26 protein-coding genes are annotated in these 23,039 nt (G+C 35.0%); 14 read left to right on the top strand and 12 right to left on the bottom strand.

Annotated features, from left to right (window positions below):
• From B2745_RS13105 to rsmA, 3 genes are all read right to left on the bottom strand, one after another.
• Complete coding sequence (locus B2745_RS13105) at window positions 1-324, bottom strand: nucleotidyltransferase domain-containing protein (protein WP_304067436.1); 324 nt, start codon at window positions 322-324, stop codon at window positions 1-3.
• Complete coding sequence (locus B2745_RS13100) at window positions 317-778, bottom strand: nucleotidyltransferase substrate binding protein (protein ID WP_304067434.1); 462 nt, start codon at window positions 776-778, stop codon at window positions 317-319. The genes B2745_RS13105 and B2745_RS13100 overlap by 8 nt, the downstream gene beginning before the upstream one ends.
• 85 nt (window positions 779-863) lie before the next feature.
• The gene (gene rsmA, locus B2745_RS13095) at window positions 864-1,649 is read right to left on the bottom strand and encodes a 16S rRNA (adenine(1518)-N(6)/adenine(1519)-N(6))-dimethyltransferase RsmA (RefSeq protein ID WP_304067431.1); all 786 of its coding nucleotides are present in this window, start codon (window positions 1,647-1,649) and stop codon (window positions 864-866) included.
• Between the two features lie 98 nt (window positions 1,650-1,747).
• On the opposite strand from rsmA, the gene pdxA reads away from it, so the two are divergent.
• The 9 genes from pdxA to rpiB all read left to right on the top strand — a co-directional run bounded on the left by pdxA (window position 1,748) and on the right by rpiB (window position 9,065).
• Window positions 1,748-2,803: a 4-hydroxythreonine-4-phosphate dehydrogenase PdxA gene (gene pdxA, locus B2745_RS13090; protein ID WP_304067429.1), complete on the top strand. Its 1,056-nt coding sequence runs from the start codon at window positions 1,748-1,750 to the stop codon at window positions 2,801-2,803.
• A gap of 118 nt (window positions 2,804-2,921) precedes the next feature.
• Window positions 2,922-3,452 carry a YceD family protein gene (locus tag B2745_RS13085; RefSeq protein ID WP_304067426.1) on the top strand — a complete coding sequence of 177 codons (531 nt, stop codon included), beginning with the start codon at window positions 2,922-2,924 and terminating at the stop codon, window positions 3,450-3,452.
• Between the two features lie 17 nt (window positions 3,453-3,469).
• The gene (gene rpmF, locus B2745_RS13080) at window positions 3,470-3,661 is read left to right on the top strand and encodes a 50S ribosomal protein L32 (RefSeq protein ID WP_026905222.1); all 192 of its coding nucleotides are present in this window, start codon (window positions 3,470-3,472) and stop codon (window positions 3,659-3,661) included.
• 101 nt (window positions 3,662-3,762) lie between these two features.
• Complete coding sequence (gene plsX, locus B2745_RS13075; protein ID WP_304067424.1) at window positions 3,763-4,701, top strand: phosphate acyltransferase PlsX; 939 nt, start codon at window positions 3,763-3,765, stop codon at window positions 4,699-4,701.
• An 18-nt stretch (window positions 4,702-4,719) separates the two neighbouring features.
• On the top strand, window positions 4,720-5,715 hold the full coding sequence (locus tag B2745_RS13070; RefSeq protein ID WP_026905220.1) for a beta-ketoacyl-ACP synthase III: 996 nt from the start codon (window positions 4,720-4,722) through the stop codon (window positions 5,713-5,715).
• Between the two features lie 73 nt (window positions 5,716-5,788).
• Window positions 5,789-6,256, top strand: a complete 468-nt coding sequence (gene accB / locus B2745_RS13065) for an acetyl-CoA carboxylase biotin carboxyl carrier protein (RefSeq protein ID WP_304067420.1) — start codon at window positions 5,789-5,791, stop codon at window positions 6,254-6,256.
• Window positions 6,257-6,337: 81 nt separating this feature from the next.
• Window positions 6,338-7,678, top strand: a complete 1,341-nt coding sequence (gene accC / locus B2745_RS13060) for an acetyl-CoA carboxylase biotin carboxylase subunit (protein ID WP_026905218.1) — start codon at window positions 6,338-6,340, stop codon at window positions 7,676-7,678.
• A 67-nt stretch (window positions 7,679-7,745) separates the two neighbouring features.
• Window positions 7,746-8,624, top strand: a complete 879-nt coding sequence (gene tatC, locus B2745_RS13055; RefSeq protein ID WP_304067418.1) for a twin-arginine translocase subunit TatC — start codon at window positions 7,746-7,748, stop codon at window positions 8,622-8,624.
• A 6-nt stretch (window positions 8,625-8,630) separates the two neighbouring features.
• Window positions 8,631-9,065, top strand: coding sequence for a ribose 5-phosphate isomerase B (rpiB, locus tag B2745_RS13050; RefSeq protein WP_304067416.1), 435 nt, complete (start codon window positions 8,631-8,633; stop codon window positions 9,063-9,065).
• A 195-nt stretch (window positions 9,066-9,260) separates the two neighbouring features.
• Here rpiB and B2745_RS13045 read toward each other — a convergent pair whose 3' ends face one another.
• The gene (locus B2745_RS13045; protein WP_304067413.1) at window positions 9,261-9,950 is read right to left on the bottom strand and encodes an SIMPL domain-containing protein; all 690 of its coding nucleotides are present in this window, start codon (window positions 9,948-9,950) and stop codon (window positions 9,261-9,263) included.
• 201 nt (window positions 9,951-10,151) lie between these two features.
• Here B2745_RS13045 and B2745_RS13040 point away from each other — a divergent pair, with 201 nt between their 5' ends.
• From B2745_RS13040 to B2745_RS13030, 3 genes are read left to right on the top strand one after another with little or no spacing between them, the layout of a single operon-like run.
• Window positions 10,152-12,119, top strand: a complete 1,968-nt coding sequence (locus B2745_RS13040; RefSeq protein WP_304067410.1) for a tetratricopeptide repeat-containing sensor histidine kinase — start codon at window positions 10,152-10,154, stop codon at window positions 12,117-12,119.
• Window positions 12,120-12,146: 27 nt separating this feature from the next.
• Entirely contained in the window at window positions 12,147-13,034 is an 888-nt protein-coding gene (locus tag B2745_RS13035; RefSeq protein ID WP_304067407.1) for a DUF72 domain-containing protein, read from the top strand.
• Between the two features lie 10 nt (window positions 13,035-13,044).
• Window positions 13,045-13,401, top strand: coding sequence for an iron chaperone (locus B2745_RS13030; RefSeq protein WP_304067405.1), 357 nt, complete (start codon window positions 13,045-13,047; stop codon window positions 13,399-13,401).
• Here B2745_RS13030 and B2745_RS13025 read toward each other — a convergent pair.
• Window positions 13,398-14,381 carry a 2-hydroxyacid dehydrogenase gene (locus B2745_RS13025; RefSeq protein ID WP_304067403.1) on the bottom strand — a complete coding sequence of 328 codons (984 nt, stop codon included), beginning with the start codon at window positions 14,379-14,381 and terminating at the stop codon, window positions 13,398-13,400. The genes B2745_RS13030 and B2745_RS13025 overlap by 4 nt on opposite strands.
• Before the next feature lie 169 nt (window positions 14,382-14,550).
• Here B2745_RS13025 and B2745_RS13020 point away from each other — a divergent pair, with 169 nt between their 5' ends.
• Together B2745_RS13020 and B2745_RS13015 are read left to right on the top strand one after the other, a co-directional pair.
• On the top strand, window positions 14,551-15,036 hold the full coding sequence (locus B2745_RS13020) for a DinB family protein (RefSeq protein WP_304067400.1): 486 nt from the start codon (window positions 14,551-14,553) through the stop codon (window positions 15,034-15,036).
• A gap of 2 nt (window positions 15,037-15,038) precedes the next feature.
• Window positions 15,039-15,254 carry a hypothetical protein gene (locus B2745_RS13015; RefSeq protein WP_304067399.1) on the top strand — a complete coding sequence of 72 codons (216 nt, stop codon included), beginning with the start codon at window positions 15,039-15,041 and terminating at the stop codon, window positions 15,252-15,254.
• 9 nt (window positions 15,255-15,263) lie between these two features.
• Here B2745_RS13015 and B2745_RS13010 read toward each other — a convergent pair whose 3' ends face one another.
• The 7 genes from B2745_RS13010 to B2745_RS12980 form a co-directional block, all read right to left on the bottom strand.
• Window positions 15,264-16,235 (bottom strand): helix-turn-helix transcriptional regulator, encoded by a 972-nt coding sequence (locus B2745_RS13010; RefSeq protein ID WP_304067398.1) that lies wholly within the window; start codon window positions 16,233-16,235, stop codon window positions 15,264-15,266.
• A gap of 51 nt (window positions 16,236-16,286) precedes the next feature.
• A complete protein-coding gene (locus tag B2745_RS13005) occupies window positions 16,287-18,050 on the bottom strand; it encodes a hypothetical protein (protein ID WP_304067395.1) in 1,764 nt (587 codons plus the stop codon).
• A complete protein-coding gene (locus B2745_RS13000) occupies window positions 18,047-19,006 on the bottom strand; it encodes a FecR family protein (RefSeq protein WP_304067392.1) in 960 nt (319 codons plus the stop codon). Before B2745_RS13000 ends, B2745_RS13005 begins: the two co-directional genes overlap by 4 nt.
• Window positions 19,007-19,012: 6 nt before the next feature.
• A complete protein-coding gene (locus B2745_RS12995) occupies window positions 19,013-19,648 on the bottom strand; it encodes an RNA polymerase sigma-70 factor (RefSeq protein WP_304067389.1) in 636 nt (211 codons plus the stop codon).
• Window positions 19,649-19,651: 3 nt separating this feature from the next.
• A complete protein-coding gene (locus tag B2745_RS12990; protein WP_304067386.1) occupies window positions 19,652-20,317 on the bottom strand; it encodes a GIN domain-containing protein in 666 nt (221 codons plus the stop codon).
• A gap of 20 nt (window positions 20,318-20,337) precedes the next feature.
• On the bottom strand, window positions 20,338-21,468 hold the full coding sequence (locus B2745_RS12985; RefSeq protein ID WP_304067384.1) for a hypothetical protein: 1,131 nt from the start codon (window positions 21,466-21,468) through the stop codon (window positions 20,338-20,340).
• A 280-nt stretch (window positions 21,469-21,748) separates the two neighbouring features.
• Window positions 21,749-22,759, bottom strand: coding sequence for an IS110 family transposase (locus tag B2745_RS12980; protein WP_304067381.1), 1,011 nt, complete (start codon window positions 22,757-22,759; stop codon window positions 21,749-21,751).
• Window positions 22,760-23,039 lie beyond the last annotated feature (280 nt).

Raw genomic sequence — 23,039 nt, 5'->3', positions numbered from 1 at the left:
TTAATTTTGTTTTCTGTAAAATTCTTTTCCTACCCTTTTAATGTGATCTAAAAACTGGGAGTCAGAGATTTTATCATAAATAGAAATATCAAATTTATAAGGAAGTAATAAATCATCAAGCTTAAATTCTATTTCACTTAATAATGATGATGTTAAATCTTTACCAATAAGCGTTAAATCTATATCGGAAGCTGGGCGATAGTTACCTTTTGCTCTTGAGCCATAAATTAAAACGCTATCAAGCTGTGGATAATCCATAAAAACAGTTTTAATTTTTTGGATATCATTGAGTTCTAAGCCCATATCAAGCTTCAAATTATCCATGTAATTGGCTTCTTTTTTCTTCCATTTTATTTTTAAAAGCTATAAAAGCTGGGTAGTACTCCTCTAATATTTTAGAGAAAATTTCTTCTGCCGTTTCTTCATTATAGGTGTGTGATGTCTTGTTTCTACTGCTTATCATATCCATCCACACATGAGCATCAGCAATTAATTGGAGCTGAAAAGCTTCTCTAGAAGCATCTCTACTACCTCCAATACTCGAGTTTCCTTGGTAAATGGCATAATCTTTCATCACATTCCAAGCTAATTCATGCGTATATTCAAACCTTTGAATCAAACCTTCTCTAAGCATTTCGTCTAAGACCATATTCTCGTCCTGAGCTGATGCTTTTTGGGGAATAAAATTGTTTTTAATATAGTCTATGGATTGAGTGAGCTTATGCAATGCTTTAACATAATTAGCAAACCTTTGCTCCCATCTGATATCTTGTTCCATATTTTATGATGATTAACTATAATAACGCTATAAAAGAGGCTTATTTAACATAAACTCCATTTATCCAAATGCTTAAATATAGCTTTTAATTCTGTAAGCTTTTACTTATCAAATTCGTCAACCCTACAAAATCAGCAACACTTAAACGCTCAGCCCTTAATGTCCAAACTTCAGTGTCATCTTGTTTATCTTTTGATATAATACCTGATAGTGCGTTACTTAATGTTTTCCTTCTTTGGTTAAAACCAGCTTTAACCACCTGCCAGAATAATTTTTCATCACAATCTAAATCGGCAACTTCGTTTCTACTTAACCTGATAACTGCTGAAAGCACTTTAGGGGGCGGATTAAAAACACCTGCTTTTACCGTAAAAAGATACTCGCACTTATAATAAGCTTGCAAAAAAACACTCAAAATACCATATTCTTTACTACCCGGTTTGGCCACACAACGCTCTGCAACTTCTTTTTGAAACATCCCTACTACTTCTGGTACTTGTTGCCTATTTTCTAAAATCTTAAATAAGATTTGCGAACTGATATTGTACGGAAAGTTTCCAATGATGGCAAAAGGCTCTAAAAAAACATCTTTAAATGGTAATGCTAAAAAATCTGCATTAATCAATCTATCACCCAAACTAGGGTATTGCCTATGCAGATATTCAAAAGACTCTGTATCGATATCTATAAGATACGTTTCATAAGCTTCTTTTTTTAATAAAAAATCAGATAAAACGCCCATTCCGGGGCCAACCTCTAAAACTTTCTTGTATTTGTGGGTATGGATAAGGGAATTGACAATCTTTTCGGCGATGTTTTTATCGGTTAGAAAATGCTGTCCTAAATGTTTCTTGGCTTTTACCTGACTCATAATGATTAAAAAACGTCACAAATTACGTAAAGATTAACGTGAATACCCGAAGATTAAACTCAAAATATTTATTTTGCACAAAATTTAGATTCATTTTTATGAGCGAGCAATTAAAAGTTGGTATTTCTATAGGCGATGTAAATGGTATAGGTTTAGAGGTGATCATTAAAACCTTAATGGAAGCCGAGGTTTATAAATATTGTACTCCTATTGTTTACGGGCATACTAAAGTTGCTTCTTTTCATAGAAAAGCTGCTGATATTCATGAATTTATTTTTCAGGTGGTTAATGATGCCAGTCAGGCACATCATGGCAAACCTAACATGATTAATTGTTGGGAAGAAGATGTAAAAATTGAATTGGGTGTAGCTAATGAAACGGGTGGTAAATATGCTTTATTATCTTTACAAAGGGCTACAGATGATTTGGTTGCCGGTAAAATTGATGCATTGGTAACTGCTCCAATCAATAAATACAATATCCAAAGTGAGGCATTTAAATTTCCGGGTCATACAGAATTTATACAAGAAAAAGCTGGTGGTCAAGATGCTTTGATGTTCATGATAAGCGAAAATTTTAAAGTAGGTGTAGTTACTGGGCACATCCCTGTTAAAGATATTGCCAGCAACATCACGGTAGAAAATATTGTTTCTAAGCTAAAGCTGATGAACCAATCTCTAAAAAATGATTTTTGGGTAGAAAAACCAAAAATTGCCGTGTTGGGATTAAACCCGCATGCCGGAGATAACGGTTTATTAGGTAAAGAAGAACAAGAAATTATTATCCCAGCTATTGAGGCAGCTGCAGAAGCAGGTGTGTTTGCTTTTGGTCCTTTCCCTGCCGATGGCTTTTTTGGTAACCAAGCTTATGCAAAGTTTGATGCTGTTTTAGCCATGTATCATGACCAAGGGTTGATTCCTTTCAAATCCATGAGTTTTAATAGCGGCGTTAACTTTACTGCCGGTTTACCAGTTGTAAGAACATCGCCAGACCACGGCACAGGATATGATATTGCAGGTAAGAATTTGGCCGTACCAGCATCTTTTAGAGAGGCTTTATTTGCAGCCATTCACATTGTAAAAAGTAGAAGAGAGCAGGCAGAACTTGCTGCTAACACTTTAGCTTTTTCTAAAATGAGCCGAGATAGAGATTAAAATAACAGCATTTTATACCAAAAGATTATAAAAAGCTTGAAGGTAGAATGATACATTTTGAAAAAAACCTTTACAGCTTAATTATTTTTCCTAAATTTGCAGGCTTAATTGTCGGACTTTGAAATTACTTAAACAATATTCGGTTCCGTTTACGGGGTTAAAGCTGGGTCTACATCAGTTCAATTTTGATGTTGATGGTAGCTTTTTCAATGAGTTTGAATATTCGCTAGTTAAAAACGGCTTACTAAAAGTTGATCTTGTTTTAGATAGACAAGAAACCATGTTAGTATTAGATTTTCACATCACTGGGGTAATTTACCTAGATTGTGACCGTTGCTTGGCAGAGTATCCTCAAGCCTTAGATACACGCGATAGACTGATAGCTAAATTCTCTCAAGAAGATGATTTAGACGAAACAGACGAAGTTATTGTTTTAACAAAAAATGATGTTGAGGTGGATACTTCAACTTTCATTTATGAGATGATTACCCTGGCAGCACCATACATTAATATGTGTGATAATCCAGGAAATACAGATGCTTGTGACAAAGATATGATTGCTAAGTTACAAGAGTTATCAATAGAAGACAGTGAAGATAATGGTGATGTAGATCCCCGTTGGGCAGCTTTAAAGAATATCAAAAAATAATTAAAAAATAGGAAAAAATGGCACATCCAAAGCGTAAAATATCAAAATCTAGAAGAGATAAAAGAAGAACGCACTATAAAGCAGAAGCTCCATCATTATGGACTTGTAAAGAAACTGGTGCAGTTCATTTGCCACACAGAGCCTACAATGTAGACGGTAATCTTTACTATAAGGGTAAACTTCTTATCGAGAATACTACAATAGCTTAAGTATTTTCAAGCATGAAAAACTTTTATACAATGAAAAATGGCTTTTTAACCTTAAAATTGTATAAAAGTTTTTTATTTCCATTTAAAAGCAGATTATTCTTATGAAAATTGGCTTAGATATAATGGGTGGCGATTATGCGCCCAAATCAACAGTATTGGGTGCCATTGAGGCTTACAAACAACTCAAAGAAGACCAAAAATTAGTTCTTATCGGAGATAGAACTTTTATTGACCCCATTCTTAAGGATAATAACTTTAATCCAGACCTCTTTCAAATTATTCATACTTCAGAGGTAATTGGTATGGGAGAACACCCTACCAAAGCCATCGTACAAAAACCAAACTCTAGCATTTCTTTAGGCTTTGATCTCTTAAAAAAAGGAGAGATAGATTCTTTTGCTTCTGCTGGTAATACCGGAGCCATGTTAGTTGGCGCTATGTTTAGCGTTAAAACAGTTCCAGGTGTTATTAGACCTGCCATTGCTTCTATTGTACCTAAAGTTAAAGGCGGTTGTGGTATTTTATTAGATGTAGGTGCTAATGCAGATTGTAAACCAGACATTTTATTGCAGTTTGGTATATTAGGAAGCATTTATGCAGAACACATCTATGATATTGCAAATGCAAAAGTTGGGTTAATGAATATTGGCGAAGAGGAAGAAAAAGGAAACCTGTTAACACAGGCTAGTTATACCCTCATGAAAGAAACCGAATTGCTTAATTTCATTGGTAACATAGAAGGTAGAGACCTTTTTAATGATAAAGCTGATGTAATTGTTTGCGATGGTTTTACAGGTAATGTAGTTTTAAAACTTGCAGAATCTTTTTACGTTTTAACCTTAAAAAAGGGAATGAAAGATGAGTTTTTTGACAGGTTTAACTACGAACAATACGGAGGTAGCCCTATTTTAGGCGTGAATGCTCCGGTAATTATCGGGCATGGTATATCCAGCCCGGAAGCAATTAAAAATATGGTTTTATTGTCAAGAGATATGATAGAAACTAAAATCATTGATAAATTTAAAATTGCTTTCAACTAAATCTAATAACACCAAAATATGAGTAAAATTCATGCTGCTATAACAGCAGTTAATGGTTACGTACCTGATTATATTTTAACAAACCAGGAACTGGAAACCATGGTTGATACCAACGACGAATGGATTACCACCCGTACAGGTATTAAAGAGAGAAGAATACAAAAAGGAGAAGGTCTTGCAACTTCTGATATGGCAGTACCTGCTGTAGAGGGCCTTTTAAAAAAGAGAGGAATATCAGCAGCAGAAATTGATTTAATTATTTTCTGCACCTCAACACCAGATATGCCTTTTCCGGCAACAGCAAATATTTTAGCAGACAAAATTGGAGCTGTTAATGCTTGGGGATATGACTTACAAGCTGCTTGCTCTGGCTTTATATTTGGTTTATCAACCGGGGCTCAGTTTATTGAGTCTGGTAAACACCAAAAAGTTTTAGTAGTAGGCGGCGATAAAATGTCTTCCATCATCAATTACGAAGACCGTACAACCTGTATCATTTTTGGAGATGGCTGCGGATGCGCACTTTTAGAACCTAATGATGAGGGATTAGGAATTATAGATTCTATCCTGAAAAGTGATGGTGCTGGAAGAAACTTCTTAAACCTAAAAGCAGGAGGTTCTTTAAAACCTGCCAGCTACGAAACCATAGATAATAAAGAGCATTATGCTTATCAAGAAGGGCAAACTGTTTTTAAATTTGCAGTTACCAATATGGCCAATGTAGCAGCAGAAATTATGGAAAAAAACAACTTAACTTCTGATGATATTGCGTGGTTAGTGCCACACCAAGCTAACAAAAGAATTATAGACGCTACAGCAAACCGTATGGGCGTTGGTCCGGAAAAAGTTATGATTAACATAGAAAAGTACGGAAACACAACAAACGGTACCATAGCCTTATGTTTGTGGGAATGGGAAAGCAAACTTAAAAAAGGCGATAACATCATATTAGCAGCTTTTGGAGGCGGTTTCACCTGGGGTTCGGTATATTTGAAATGGGCATATAATGCTTAATTTAGCTAAGAGATTACTATATTAGATTTTTTTTTAAATAAATTTAACACTAATAAAACCTATATCAATGGGAATGGATATTAAACAAATTCAAGATCTGATCAAGTTCGTATCAAAATCAGGTGTGAATGAAGTATCAATAGAAGAGCAAGACTTTAAAATTACAATAAAAACCAATCAAGAGCCTACTTATGTAGCTGCGCAACCACAACAACAAATGGTAGCTCAGGTTCCTGCGGCAGCTCCAGCTCCAGTTGCAGCAGCAGCTCCAGCTCCAATAGCCATTGATGATGCTTCAAAATACATCACTGTAAAATCTCCAATGATTGGTACTTTCTACCGCTCATCAAATCCAGAAAAACCATCTTTCGTAAACGTTGGAGATGAGATTTCAGCAGGTCAGGTAGTTTGTATTATAGAAGCGATGAAGCTATTTAATGAAATAGAATCTGAAGTTTCTGGTCGTATAGTTAAAGTTTTGGTTGAAAATGCACAACCTGTAGAGTACGATCAACCTTTATTCTTAGTAGAACCTATTTAATCAATTTGTCCAAATAGGCAAGAAAGAATTTGCCTTTGGAAGAAATTAACCTATCGATTATCGACAAATTGAATAATAATAATGTTTAAAAAAATACTAATTGCCAATCGTGGAGAAATAGCATTACGTATCATACGTACATGTAAAGAAATGGGCATCAAAACTGTTGCTGTTTATTCTACAGCAGATAGAGATAGCCTTCATGTAAGGTTTGCTGATGAAGCTGTTTGTATTGGCCCGCCTCCAAGTAAAGATTCTTATTTAAATATCCCAAATATTATTTCTGCTGCTGAAGTTACCAATGCAGATGCTATACATCCCGGTTACGGATTTTTATCAGAAAATGCAAAGTTTTCTGCTATTTGTGCGGAGTATGGGATTAAATTTATTGGTGCAACAGCCGAGCAAATTAATAGCATGGGCGATAAAGCATCAGCAAAAGAAACCATGAAAAACGCTGGTGTACCTACCATACCAGGTTCAGAAGGTTTGGTTGCCGATTTAAAATCAGGTATTGCTACCGCTAATGAAATTGGGTATCCGGTTATCTTAAAAGCTACTGCCGGTGGTGGTGGCCGTGGTATGCGTGTTGTTTGGAACGATGAAGAGTTTGAACCAGCTTATGATTCTGCTCGTCAGGAATCTGGTGCTGCTTTTGGTAACGATGGTTTATACCTTGAAAAATTCATCGAAGACCCTCGTCATATTGAAATCCAAGTTATTGGAGACCAATACGGAAAAGTTTGTCACCTTTCTGAAAGAGATTGCTCTATACAAAGACGTCACCAAAAATTAGTTGAAGAAGCTCCATCTCCTTTCATGACACCAGAGTTGCGTGAGAAAATGGGTAAAGCAGCTATCGCTGGGGCGCAAGCCGTAAAATATGAAGGTGCTGGTACAGTAGAATTTTTGGTTGATAAACACCGCAATTTCTACTTTATGGAGATGAATACACGTATCCAAGTAGAGCATCCGGTAACAGAAGAAGTTATTAATTTCGACTTAATTAAAGAGCAGATAAAAGTTGCTGCAGGTATTCCTATCTCAGGAAAATCTTATGAGCCAACCATGCATGCGATAGAATGCCGTATCAATGCGGAAGATCCGTTTAATAACTTCAGACCTTCACCAGGTAAAATCACACATTTCCACTCTCCAGGCGGACATGGTGTAAGAATAGATACCCACGTTTATGCGGGTTATACCATTCCACCTAATTACGATTCTATGATTGCAAAGATTATTTGCGTGGCACAAACACGTGAAGAAGCTTTAAATACGATGGAAAGAGCTTTGAGCGAATTTGTGATTGAAGGTATCAAAACAACGATTCCTTTCCACTTAAAATTATTAAAAGATCCTAATTTTAGAGCAGGTAACTTTACCACTAAGTTTATGGAGTCTTTTGATTTTGCAGAATAAATATTCATGATATTATTTATACAAATACCATTCTGTTTATAAAACAGAATGGTATTTTTGTTTTAACATGGCAAAAGAGAGAAAAAAAGATTTAGTTGAAGCTATCAAGCAAAAAGGTAAAACTATAGAGGCAGAAATGTCTTTCTTTGATCATATTGAAGTTTTAAGATGGCATTTAATACGTTCTGCTGTAGCTATTGTCGTATTTACTGTTCTTTCCTTTGCTTATTACGATTTTCTTTTTGATATCATCATCATGGGACCAAAACGCCCTGATTTTTGGACTTACCAAATGATGTGTAAAATTGGAGAACGTTTTAACTTAGGTCCTGATTTTTGTATTACCGAAATCCCAGGAAAAATTATCAACACAGAAATGGCTGGCCAGTTTACCTTACAGCTAAATTCATCTTTACTTATGGGTATAACTTTAGGTTTTCCTTACTTATTATGGGAAGTTTGGCGTTTTGTTAAACCTGCACTGCATGAGAACGAGCGTAAATCGGCCAGTGGTTTTGTTTTTTATGCCAGTATGTTATTTCTGATAGGTGTTTTATTTGGTTATTATATTATAGCACCACTTTCTGTGAATTTTTTAACCAATTATACGGTATCAGATATTATAGAAAACACCATTACTATAGATTCGTACTTATCATCAGTAGCAACATTAACACTTGGAACAGGTGTTGTATTTGAGTTACCTATCGTGATTTATATTTTATCAAAACTGGGTATCATGACACCGCAATTTATGCGAGAAAAAAGAAGATATGCAGTGGTGTTAATTTTAATTATTGCCGCTATTGTAACGCCTACACCAGATATATTAACCATGCTAACGGTAAGCTTCCCACTATTTTTATTGTATGAAATAAGTATTGGTGTATCTGGCAGAGTGAATAAAAAGAGATTAAAAGAAGAACAAGAGTTTTACGCAAATTAATAGGATATGAAAATTGCCATAGGAGCAGACCATGCGGGTTTTAATTATAAAGGAGAAATTATTCCCTATCTAAAATCTTTACCTCAAATTACAGAAGTAAAAGACTTTGGTACTTATTCATCAGATTCTGCAGATTATCCAGATTTTGCACACCCTACAGCCAGTGCAGTAGAAAGTGGTGCTTATGATTTAGGTATTTTAATTTGTGGAAGTGCTAATGGTGTAGCTATAACAGCCAACAAACACCAAGGAATAAGAGCTGCTATTTGCTGGGAGGTTGAGTTGGCAAAACTTGCAAGAGCCCACAATAATGCTAATATAGTTTGTATTCCCGAACGTTTTATTTCTCTTGATTTGGCTAAGCAAATTATTGATACTTTCTTAGCTACTGCATTTGAAGGCGGCAGACATGCCAACAGGGTAGGTAAAATTTCTTGTTAATTTTGAAGGCTTTTAGCATCTAGATTAATGATGGTTATTAGAAATATTATGCCTCAAAAAATAGCATAAATCAAATAGAGCGCTTACCTATTGTAAGCGCTCCACATACTATCATCTAATAATTTAGGAGGCAGCCTCCTTTAATTGTGAAATGATATGTTTTAGGTTATATCCTTATCTAAAAATAATCAGCTATTACTTTATTTCAAAAGCTGCATTAATTGTGTAATTCAGTTTAATTTTCTTAAAATCAATATCTGGCATTGCTCCGGCATCTGCCATTTCTGCTCTCACAGCCATTGTTTTATACATCATTGGTTGTGGCGTAAAATCACTATTGTGGTCTTGTATTAACAATACGCCACCTAGTTTTTCGCCAATACTTTCTACCAATGTGGTAGCCTTATCTTTAGCATTTTTTAGGGCTTTAACTTTAAGTTCGTTTTTGTAAGCCTCAATATTAGAGTGCGAGTAGCTTTCTATATTGGTATATGCAATTCCTTGTGCATCAACAGCAGCAATGATAGCATCTAAATTAGAAAGATCTTTTACTTTCAAACGGTATTGTTTGCTGGCTAAAAATGCAGGGTCTTTTTTCTTTTCCCAATAATTGGTATAACTACTTAAGTTATTTATCATGAAATCTTGAGCAGGTATACCAGCTTTTAAAACTGCTGCCTGTAATTGTTTTTCTAAAGTACTGATGCTTATTTTTCTTTTAGCATCTTTCATATACTCTTTTAAAGAAATACCAACATAAATTTCATCTGGTGTGATTTCCATTTCTGCACTTCCATTTACTTCAATCTTTTTTCTTAAATCTATTTGGGCAAAAGCTTGAACTACAAAAACTAATGCTACAAGGGTTAAAACTAACTTTTTCATGTTCTTTTTTATTTGGATTATCATATTATTCATATTTGTTTTTCTCTAAGATGTAATAATTATACCAATTCCATAAAGTGATATAAAATTATTTTAAATAATTTTTGCCATGCCCATCTAGACTAAGGTTATAAGCGTATATAATAATGCTATAAAATGTGTAAATCTATCGGATAGATTTTTATATTAGTATAACTTAATATGATTGCATCTAAAACCATAAAAAAGCATTATATCAAAAGCCTAACTTTTTTATTGCTTATACTGTGCTCGGTTTTAAGTTTAGGTTTTCAGCCAACAGTAAAGCTAAATCCACAGCTTAAACTTTATGATTCTTTAGTGAGCAGATATCGATACTTTAAACCTGATACCGCACTTTATTTTGTAAACCGTGGTTTAGAGCTTGCCAACAGGTTAAATGATGATAATGGTAAAGCAATGATGCTTAACCAATTGGGGATGATATACGATAATAAAGGACAATACAACGAATCTAGAAAACAATATTTACAAGCCTTAACGCTTTACCAAAAAACGGGTAATGTAAAAGGTATTTCGGCAGTTACCATACGGTTAGGGGTGGTAGAAAATAGAAAGGGTAATCATGATAAAGCCATAGAATACTTTTTAAAATCTTTAGCTATAAGCGAAAAAAACAATTATGCTTTTGGTATTATGGAGTCTAACCTTACAGTAGCGGAAGGTTATTTGGGCCAAAAAAACTATCCTGTTGCGTTAAAATACCTGAAAAAGGCCGAGTTTATCAACGATACTATCCCATTTTCTAATATCACACTTAATATCTATAATAATTTTGGAGTCATTTACAGAGATATTAAACGCTACGACTTAGCCGAGCATTATCTTAAAAAAGGTATTGCTTTAAGTAATAATATCAAATATCAAGGCTTAAATATTACTTTAACTAATAATTTGGCAAGTGTTTATGCGCTTACAGGTAAAAAGCAAGAAGCTATTCTGCTACAAAAAGATGCACTTAAAAAAGCCAAAGAAATACAAAATTTCTTGAGAGAAATGGAAGTATTACTAGGTTTGGCAGAAAATTACAAAAATATTGATGGTAAAATTTCCCTGGCTTATTATCAGCAAGCTTTAGAACTTGCTAAAAAAAATAATATCTACAAAAGAGAAGTAGAAATTCTTAACCAAATGGTTAAACTTTACCGCCAAGCTGGTAACTATAAAGAAGCTTTGAGGCTAAAGGAAGCTGAGAAAAACTTAGCTGATAGTTTTTTATATCAAGATATCAACAGTAAAATAAGCGATTTGCAAGCTGATTATGAGTTAAGCAAATCAGAAGCTAGGGTTAAAGAGCTACAATACATCAATACCCAACAAAACTTACGCAGCACTATCATATTAGGTGTTGCAATTTTGGGTTTGTTTGTATTGGTTTTTATGGCCATTAATAACCGCAGGAATAGACAATTTAATCAGTTGTTATCCAAAGCCAATCAAGAATTAAAGGAATCTAATAGTGTAAAAGACAAACTTTTCTCTGTTTTAGCTCATGATTTAAGAGGGCCATTTGCCGCTATTATTAACTTATTAGGGATGGTAAAAGCCGGTTATTTGGATGAGCAGGAAAAGGCTGAGTTGATAGACAAAATAACACAAAATAGTACGGCATATTTAGATACCCTAAATGACTTGGTGAAATGGGGAGAAACCCAAATAAAAGGATTAAGAATTAACCCTCAAACCATTTCCATTTCCGAAGAAATAAACCTCAATAAAGATTTTTTAAATGTACTTTTAGAAGATAAAAAGCTATCCTTTAGTAATGAGGTGCCTACGGATATTAAAGTAGTGGCAGATAAAGCACATCTAGACTTCATCATCAGAAATTTAATTGGCAACTCTATTAAGTTTACCAATGCTGGTGGCAGTATCAAAATTTTTGCTGAAGAGGAAAAAGAAGTGATTAAAATTACGGTTAAAGATACCGGTATAGGCATGTCGGCCGAAAAACAAAGTCGTATTTTCAACTTTGAAAATATCAGTTTAGCAGGAACTGGTAATGAAAAAGGAAATAGTTTAGGCTTAATTTTATGTAAAGAATATGTATTGGCCAATAAAGGAACGATAAGTGTTAAAAGTCAAAAAGGTGTTGGTTCTGAGTTTAGCTTTACCTTACCAAAAGGCTAAGTATTTTGTTTTAATTTTGATGATATTATGCAATTTGGAAAAGTAGAAGACCCATCTCTTATAAATTTTAGCCTTCCGGCAGATGCTCCTGAAACTAAGGAAATATGGAGTAAGCCGGCAAAAAATGCTTTTGAGGCTTACGTAGGCTGTGCAAAATGGAATAAAGCAGATTTAAAAGGTTTTTATCCTAAAGGCACAAAAGACGAGTTAACTTATTACGCAACTCAATTTAATTGTATCGAGCTAAATGCCACTTTTTACAATTTACCTAGTAGCGCCCAGGTAAGCAGCTGGAAAGATAAAACACCCGATGGTTTTAAATTTTTCCCTAAAATAACCAATACAGTAAGTCATTACAGAAGGTTGATAGATGTTAAAGAACCCGTTACTTTATTTTGCGATGCGATAAGCCATTTTGAAGAAAAACTGGGTATGGTATTTCTGCAACTGCATGATAATTTTAAACCAAAAGATTTTGACCGTCTTAAGACTTTTGTAGAAGATTTCCCTAAAGTTATACCGCTAGCTATAGAGGTTAGAAATGAAGAGTGGTTTACCCATAAAGCTGTTGCCGATGAGCTTTACCAATTGTTTAAAAAACACCATGTTAGTAATGTTTTGGTTGATACAGCAGGTAGAAGAGACATGATGCACATGAAACTAAGTACGCCTGTTGCTTTTATACGTTATGTAGGTGCCAATCATGAGTCTGATTATAGCAGACTAGATGAATGGGTAGAACGCATTACCCTATGGAAAGAAGCAGGTTTAGAAAAATTATATTTTTTTGTACACCAGAATGTAGAGTTAGCTTCGCCTTTATTGTCTGCTTATTTCATACAAAAGCTTAACAAAGCTGTAGGTACCAGTTTGCATATCCCGGTAATGGCAACTCAAAATCCAACCTTATTTTAAACTGTATCAAATGGAAAGTTTAGCATCTGTTGATGTATATATTGCTCAGTTTCCGGAAGTCATTCAGCACCAGCTAAAACAAATCCGAGAACTTATCAAAAAACTTGCACCAGATGCTGTAGAAAGCATCAGCTATGGTATGCCTGCTTATAAGCTTCATAAAAAACCATTGGTATATTTTGCTGCTTTTAAAAATCATATTGGTTTTTATGCAACACCAAGTGGTCATACCGCATTTGCAGATGAGTTGGCTGCTTATAAACAAGGAAAAGGCTCGGTACAATTTCCTTTAAACCAGCCTATCCCTTATGCTCTGATAGAAAAAATAGTAGCCTTCAGGGTAGAAGAAAATAAGACAATTCTTTAATCTACTTTATTTTTTAGTTCTTCTCCATTGCAAAAAGCATCAATATTGGCAAAAGAAACTCTTGCAATTTCGCCAATGGCTTCTTGTGTAAAAAATCCTTGATGCGAGGTAATCAACACATTAGGGAAAGAAATCAAACGTGTAATCATCTCATCTTGTATAATTCCTTCAGATAAGTCGTGGAAAAATAAATCTCCTTCCTGTTCGTAAACATCTAAACCTAAAGCACCTAATTGGCCGCTTTTCAAAGCTTTTATAGCATCTTTGGTATGCACCAAAGCACCTCTGCTGGTATTGATGAGCATGGCACCAGGTTTAAATAATTTTAATGTTTTTTGGTTAATGAGGTATTGCGTTTCTGGCGTTAAAGGGCAGTGTAAAGAAACAATATCAGCATCGCATAAGGTTTCTTCTAAAGTGCCGTACTGTACACCCATGGCTTTTACATCATCTTGTGGATACAAATCATAAGCACTAATCTGGCAACCAAAACCACTTAGTATCTTACAAAATGCTTTACCAATATTTCCTGTTCCAATAACCGCTACTTTACGGTTATGCAGGTTAAAACCCATCAATCTTTCTAAAGAAAAATTACCCTCGCGTACACGGTTATAAGCCTTATGTGTTTTTCGGTTTAGGGTTAAAATCAATGCCATAGCATGTTCTGCAACTGCCTCTGGCGAGTAAGCAGGTACCCTTACTACGGTTATATCCATTGCTTTAGCATCGGCTACAGCCACGTTGTTAAAGCCTGCACATCTTAAAACAATTAATTTAACACCTGCAGATTTTAATACTTCTAATACCGTTTTATCTACTTTATCATTCACAAAAATGCAAATGGCATCAAAGCCTTTGGCTAAAGGTGCAGTATCCGGGTTAAGGGCCAGGGTAAAGTAGGTAAGCTCATGACCGGTATTGTATCTGTTAAGAAATTCCTCATCGTAATGGTAGGTACTAAAAACGGCAATTTTCATGTTATAATGGTGTTTTACTAGTCTTAGCTAAATGTATGTTTTTTAAATGATGATGTAAGATACATATTTACTTGTTGTAGGATGATGATAGGGATAATAAAATAGATTAACATTGCTGACAAGCCTTTGTCAATAGCAACAGTAGTTTTGGGATATAAAATAAATCATTATGGAAACTACAAAAACAAACACAACTGTAATTACTTCAGAGGAATTACGAGCACACTGGCAAGGACACAGAGGTTTAACCCGTAAGTTGATAGAAGCTTTTCCAGAGCAAGAGTTTTTTGATTATAGTATTGGAGGTATGAGACCCTTTGCAGATATGGTACAAGAGTTATTGGCTATTGCTGTACCGGGTTTAAGAGAAATAGTTTATGGTAAAACAGAAGAACTTCATGAACATTTGGAACATGGTAAACAAAAAGCAGTTATTTTAAAACTTTGGGACGAGGCTACCGTACAAATTGATGAACTGTGGACTAAAATTAGTTTAGAACGCTTTCACGAGGATATTTTAGCTTTCGGCCAATATGAAGGTTCTGTTTGGTCTACCATTTTTTATTTTATTGATAATGAAATTCATCACAGGGGGCAAGCTTACGTGTATTTACGCTCATTAGGGATTGAACCCCCATTTTTTTGGGAAAGATAGCTATGAAAAAAATACTGGTTTTTAAAACATCAGTTGAAAAAGAATTGGTACCTACCGTTAATGAGGTATTAAAAGGCCTTATGGATGAAAGTGGGAACTGGAATTTTGATCTGGAGGATTGCGACCGCATCCTCCGGGTTGAAACTACTTTGCTTGAAGCTTTAGATATTGCGCAAGGATTAGAAAATATGGGTTTGTATTGTCGAGAGTTAGATTAGATGTTATTACTACCGTAATTTTATATTTATTGCGGCTGTAATTTCGGCTATTCTTTCTTTTAAACTATCGGGTTCTATAATTTCTGCCTTGTCTGCAAACATCATAAACCAGCGGGCAAAGCTTTCTTGTATATCAGTGGTCATGAAAGTCATTTCTATACTATCTTTCTTTACTTTCTCTGAAATAAAGCCATAGTATTTCTTACCTGTACCTAAATACCTGGCCATATCTTTATCAATTTTAATCACCACCTTGGTTTTTTCTTGTTGGGTTTCCATAGCTTTTCTATAATCATCTATCAGCTCTGGGCTATGTTTTTTACTAAAACTTTTTTCGGTTTTAGCGATATAAAATATCCTATCGGTACGAAACTGCCTGTAATCTTGCCTTAGTAAGCAGAAAGCCATCATGTACCAAAAGTTATTTTCGTTAAAAACTCCAATTGGCTCAATAATACGTTCTACAATTTCTTCGGCATGTAAATTTTGATAACGAATGGTAACCTGCTTTTTTTCTGCCATGCTATCCAGTAAAATGTTTAAAGCATTGGGCACCTGGTCGTTAAAAACATCATGACCAGTATTAATCCAAACCTGATTTTCTAGCGTAGTAACCCTATCTTTGGTTTGCCCTCTTAATACAGATTTTAGCTTAAACATGGCGGATTCATAGTGTGCGCTTAAGTTTTTATCGCTAAATTTTTGCATTAGTTTTTCTGAAGCTACAAAGCTGTTAACTTCCTCTGGCGTAAACATGGTGGGTGGCACCCGGTAGCCTTCCATAAGATAATAGCCGATTCCGGCTTCGCCACTAATGGGTACACCTGCTGCTTCTAATGATTTAATATCGCGGTAAATGGTACGTAAACTTACTTGAAAGCGTTGTGCCAGTTCTTGCGCTCTAACAACTCTGCCAGCTTGTAAATGGATAAATATGGAAACTATTCTGTTAAAACGGTTAAGCGTTTCAGCTTGCATCATGAAGCGATTATAAATAAGGATGCTTAAAACTAATAATTTTAAGTACTATAATTAAAAAAATGTGAGTCCAATATTCCAACCTACCCAAGTTTTAATATGGCTATTTAAATTTGAGGCATAAGCAGGGGAAATTGTTTTATAACCTTGTGCAACTTGTTGGTTATCATCATAAAGAAAATTAAATGATGGTCCTGCAAAAGCTCTTAAATTTTTTATGATAGGAAAAGAAGGCTGTAAACTTATTTTATTTAAAATAGGAAAATAGGTATCATTACCTGTAAAAAATACTTTTGAAGATAACATTAAAGAAAATTGTAGCTTTTTAAGAGACCTAAAATCATGCCCCATACCCAAACCAGCTGCAAAAGCTTTACGGTCTTTTTCTAAATGTGTAGCACCTAGTAAGAAGGTATATAAATTTGCATTACCTGTTTTAAAACTAAGCTGCGTATTAAGTATTTCATCAGCGGTAAGCTCTACTTTATGGTAACCATCTTTAAAAAAATTAAATAAGCCTATGCTGTAGCCGGTAGAGCTACCAGCCAAATTAAAAAGCCCAATTTGCACACCATTTAACTGTTTGGCGTAGTTAAATAGCCCGCTAATTTGTGTTCCATTAACCTGTTGGAAACTGATATTACCTAAACCCGAAATCTGGGTGCCTTGTATGCTTTTTGCGTTAATATTTATGAGCCCTGCAATTTGAGTGCCCTCTACCTGCTTTAATACGATATTACTAAGTCCTGCTATTTGTACACCTGCTAAGTTTTGCGGAGTATAATTAGAAACTCCGGCAATTTGTACACCCGAAACAGCAGACGGAGTATAATTGCAAACACCTGCCACCTGCACTCCATGAATAGTATCTAGATTGAAATTGGTAACTCCGGCTACCTGTACACCATTTAATGATCCTCCAACTGCATTGAAAACACCGGCCACCTGTACTTTGGCGACGCTACCTTTAGTGATGTTAAAAACACCACCTACCTCAACACCATCTACTCCGGCGGTATAACCTCCTATAAGATTTAAAGAAGCTTTATTGATTACTTGAGAGCTCATTATACCTTGAGAACCTATACCTGGAATTAAAGATGCCTGAAATGGGCTGTTAGCAAAAAAATCTGGAATGTTTAAACTCTGAATACCTCTTTTGGATGATAATAAAAGTCTGTTTATTCCTGTACGCTCTATAACAGATGACATGGTAAGGGAAGATTTTGTGTTTTTATCCTGATAACCTTCTGGAGCGACAGCAATATCAGCTAAAAAAATCATAGAAGTATCTTTATAGTTTTCTTTACTGGCAGTTAAAACTACTGCCGGATGATTGCCTCTAAACCTCATCCTGAAATAACCATCTTTATGGGTAAGGGAAGATTGCAGCAACTTTTTTTCATACACACTTGCTCCTGCTACGCCTTTACCAGTAAGGTTGTGTAGCACATAACCACTTATTTTGTATTGGTTTTTAGTTGCAGAGATTTCTTCTGCTACAATATGAAAACGATGTTGGGCGGGTCTTAAAATAATATGTTTGCCTGTTTCTTTATAACTCACCTGAGCAGCAAAAAGCTGATCAAGAATTTGCCAAACATAAGTTTCAGATACTTTTATACTAATCAAACTGTCTTTTTGAAGCAGCTGACCATCATAAGAGAAACTGAAATTACCTTTTAAACTTAGTTCTTCCAGAGCCTGTTCAACAGTTTTTTCTTTGAGATGGAGACTAAGTTTTTGATGTAAATGCTGTGCCAGGCTTTCATTTTTTAACCAGCAAATCAGTAGGCATACGGTAATCAGGTATTTCATTCTTTTAAGCTAATGATGATTTGCTGCTGATCAACCTTGGTAATACGGGCATTAAAGGTTGCAGCAATTACCCTGAGTATTTCATCTAAAGACTCATCCTTAAAAGTGGCATTAAGCTTAGCATTTTTTAATTGAGGATTTTGTATTACAATCTTTGTCTGATATTTTTCATTCAATACTTCTACAACACGCCATAGGGGGGTATTATCTGCTATTAATACTTGCTTACTGTAGTACCTAAACAAAAGGTCGGTATTTTCTTGTTTAAGTAAGTAAGGGCTGTTGGTACTTATAAATACCTTTTCTCCGGCCTTTAGTTTAACCATATCTTTACCTCTGGTTACACTTACCAATCCGCTTTCTACAATAACCTCAGTGATGGTATCTCTTTGTTTTACATTAAAAGAAGTGCCCAACACTTTAATTTTGATACCCTGTGCATCTATGATAAATGGTTTTGTTTTATCAGGTTTAACATCAAAAAAGACTTCACCATGGTGTAGGTTTACCAATCTTTCCCCGTTATCAAAATCCTGATAGCTTAAACTGCTATTTCGGTTAAGTACAACTTTAGAACCATCTGGTAAAACAGCTTTATGTATTTCTTGTGCCGCATTAAGCTGGGTAGGTTTTTGTTGGTAAAGAAATAACATGAGGGCAATACTGGTTACCAGAATTACTGCGGCGGCAACTTTATACATCAAGAAACGTGAAGTATTTAAGGGTTTTACCTGCACTTTTTCTTGTTGAGAGCGTTTCATTTTAAACTTCTCCCATGCCATTTCGGCATCTGGTAATTCATGCAGACTTATCTTTTTACTTTCTTCCCAGATACGCTTTAGTCGGCCAAGTTCTTTCTGATGATTGCTGCTTTCTTGTAACCATTTATTTACCAGTTCCTGCTCTTTGGCATCAGTTTCGCCTACTATATATTTTATCAATAATTCTTCATCCATAGTAGCCTAATTGTTAAAATGGTTAATAAGCCAAAGCATTAAACTCAAAAATTCTGTTAGTCTGCTACGCATTATTTTTAAAGCTTTACCCATTTGGTTTTCTACTGTTTTTACAGAAATAGCTAATGCTTCAGCAATTTCACGATATTTTAATTCTTCAAAACGGCTCATTTGAAATATGGTACGGCATTGCTCTGGTAAAGCATTTAAAGCCTCAGTAATTTGTTGTTCCAGTTCTTTAGTATGAGCTCTGGTATCTGCAGACCGCTCTGCAGATTCTCCTTCCAAATACATAAGTTGTTGGCTGTACTGGTTTTTTACCTTTTGATGTCTTAGCTGGTTTAAGCAATCATGATAAATACTTTTGTATAAATAAGATTTCTTTAACAGCAATCCACCTAGCTGATTTCTTTTTTCCCATGCTTTTAAGAAGAAGCCTTGTACTGTTTCTTCTGCCTGCATCTCATCTTTTAAAAAAGTATAAGCATAGGCATAAAGGGCCTGATAATGACTTTTAAAAAGCTGTTCAAAAGTCTTTTCATCTATAACAGTTAGGTCTTCTTCCTGCACATTCAAATATAATGGTTTTTCATCTGCATGAAGTATACTTAAAGCCTCTTGTAAAGCAGCTGTATTGATCATGTTTTAGGGTACTTTAACCGCTCCGCCAGAACCACTTACTTTACTATCTATTTGTGGACTTCCGGTATAATAAACCTTGCCGCTTCCACTTATTCTTACTTTTAGATGATCTTGTACTTTTAACCGGGTATTTCCGGATCCAGAAATGTTTACATCAGCAGTGTTGCATTGCAGAAAGGGCAATTTTACATCTCCAGAACCAGAAATATTCACTTTTACGTTATGGTAAAGTAATTCTTCTGAAGATTCAAAATCGGCTGAACCACTGATGTCAATAGTTAAAGCGTCTGCCTCAGGGAAGTCTCCTTTCAGTTCTGCATCTCCGCTACCACTTAATGCTATACCATTTATAACAGGCATAGTTATATAAACTTTAAGATCATCATCTTCCACATTTACCTGCTGATAACCCAAATGTAGCGTATTACCCAAAAGACGTGTTTTAAAATAAGGTATAAGGTTAGATGATCCTCTCAGTTCAATTTTAAACGTATTACCGTAAGTAATAAAAACTTCTGTAGCGCCACTATTTCTTATGCTATGGAAACCAGATAGGTTACGCTCTTCTGTAACGATGTTTTTGTTGGCTTCTACACGATCTTTACGACAAGAAACGGTTGTAAAAGCTAATATCAATAAGATTAAAATGTTAAAATTTAAATTGTTCATGATGAATATGAATTTGAGTATTAAAAAATAAAATTGATTCCGCCGGTATAGCCTAAATAAAGCCCATTAAAATTTCGACTATAGCCAGTATTCCAGGAGTGGATATATGACTTTGTTAGATTTCTACCTTCTGGCGTATTGGTATTTACATAATTGATAGAGGCGCCTCCGTAAAGTTCTATATGCTTGCTGATTTTGATAGCAGGTAATACTTTTAAGGAATTTTTGAAATACTCTCCGGCTTTAAAGCTTTCTAAACACAGAGAACTGAGTTCTACATTTAGCCTGAAATATCGGGTACGGAAGAAGTGAGCCCCAAAGCCAAGCTCGAAAGCATATACTTCGTCTTTATTTTCAAAGTTGTAACCCAAACCTATAATACCATACAAAATCTTTCCACCAGATCTAAAGCTAGCCAGAGTATTAAGTTGATCATCCGTACTGAAACTCAAACTCTTTTCTCCGGATTTAATGATATTGATAATCCCGATAGGAAAGTCGCTACTATCGGCAATATTTATAAAGCCAGCAGCTTGTACTCCTTTTACCTTTCTGGCAACATTTATAAAGCCTGCAAATTGCGACCCTACTGAATCTGCTATATTGATAAAACCCGCTATTTGGGGCCCTGTAACGGTATCCTTAACAATATTGGCAAAACCTGCAAACTGAGAACCTGTAACCTCCGGACTTATATTAGCAAAGCCTGCAAATTGAGCTCCGGTATTGCCTTTACTGGTATTTAGGAAACCTGCGAACTGAGCCCCTCTAACTTTACCTGCACTGATATTAGTAAAACCTGCAAATTGTAAACCATCTGCATGTTTATAGGTATTGCTAAAACCGGTAATCAGTAAGCCTTTACTTTCAGCACCGATATGGTTAGAAAAACCAGCTACCTGAACTCCTTTGGCATAACCTTTAACAACATTACTGATGCCTGCAATGCTTACACCATCTTCTGCGGCAGACACTCCAGCAATAGCATGTATAGAAAGGTGATTGGTATCCGCAGGAGCATCTATGCCATTGGTACTTAGGGGATAAATAAAGCCAAAATGAATTTTGTCTCTCTTTAAATGCTGTGCATCAGTTGTGTAACTTGTTAAGGCAAGTAGTAATGCTAAACTTATGTTCTTATAATACATCATAATTTATAGTTGTTTAATGATGTAACACGCTGGTTTAAGTTTACCCCTATGCCTCAGCTTAATTTTTTTTCAGATTTATATGGAGAAGTTTTTTAGAGATAGGGTTATGGTTGTTGCGCACAAGGCTTTCCGGCCTCATAGGCGGCCAACCCTAGGCACTTTTTTCTTGAAAAAAAAGGTACTGTGTTAAAAACCAAATATTTTTTTACAATTTTGCTTTAAATAAGGAGAACTTTACGGAGTTCATCCTGCGTAGGCAGACTTGATCTGCCTACTTCTATTAAGCTACTTTTTGCTGCTCAAATAGTGGATTAAATTCTGTATCATTTTTCCATAATACATACATCAATATTAAAAGCTTTCTTGCTACTGCTGTTATACCTATTTTTTTAGCTGGTTTTCTTTCAATAAGTTGGTTATAAAATTCTTTCATGGCAGGATTATGTTTACTAGCACATAATGCTGGCATATACAAAGCGTTTCTGATAAAGCTATTTCCTTTCTTTGATATTCTGGTTTTACCTTCTTTCATTCCAGATTGATTGTGCTGAATATCTAGTCCAGCATAACTGACTAGCTGTTTTGCATTATCTACCAAGGCAAAGGCATTGGTTTCGGCAAGAATGCAAATAATGGTCATAAAGCTAACTCCTGGAATAGTACTTAAACTTACTATCTTATCATATAATTTACTATCTGCCATGGCCTGCAATCGCAATTCTGCCTCTATTTCTAATAATTGGGTTTCTAAAAGACTAATCTGTTTCTTGAGTCTTCTTTCAACGCTTTTAGGACATCCATAACTATGATGACGAGCATGTAACTGGTTTTTCATTTGTACCAGTTTAGCTTTAGTTTCTCGATATTCTCTACTTAGAAACTTAATCTCACGCATCATCTTGGAGGGCATATACCAATAACTAAGTTTGCGTTCTAGACCTAACTGACTAAGTAATCTAGCATCTTGGCTATCGGTTTTAGTCTTTAAATTTAAACTCTTAGCAAAGTATTTTACTTTGTTAGGAAGTAATACACACAGTTTTTGGTCATGATGGTTTAACCAATAAGCTAAATTCTCGTAATAAACTCCTGTAGCTTCCATAATAAAGACTATTTCTTCTTCTTTCTCTATTTTTACCCATTTTAGCATTTCTTTAAAGCCATCTTCACAATTAGTGAATTTCTTTGACTTACTGAAACTCTGGTTCTGGTTGGAATCAATACTGCCTATACAGCAATCAAGAGCGTCTTTAGAAACATCAATTCCGATACATTGCTTAACTATTTTCATCTTACTCAAGTTTAAAGGCAAGCTTCCTACAATCTTTACTCGCATTTATTCGGGATGCTTAGCTCCCTAAGTACTGTTCAGATTCGGAGAAGCATAGAAATGGAGAATCTTACTTTTTTCGGTATATCATCTAGACTACCTTACCCAAAATATTTCTTCCATCTCTTAGCCTGTTTTCTTCAAAGAAACTTATTAATTTCAAACATACGAGTCCCCAAAAAACGAGGGACGAGTTCATGAATGCTAAGAAAAAAATAAACAAAAAATGAATAATTCAAGG

The sequence above is a fragment of the Pedobacter glucosidilyticus genome (genome assembly GCF_002483235.1).
GTDB lineage: Bacteria > Bacteroidota > Bacteroidia > Sphingobacteriales > Sphingobacteriaceae > Pseudopedobacter > Pseudopedobacter glucosidilyticum_B.
This window is presented reverse-complemented; position numbering and strand designations above follow the sequence as displayed.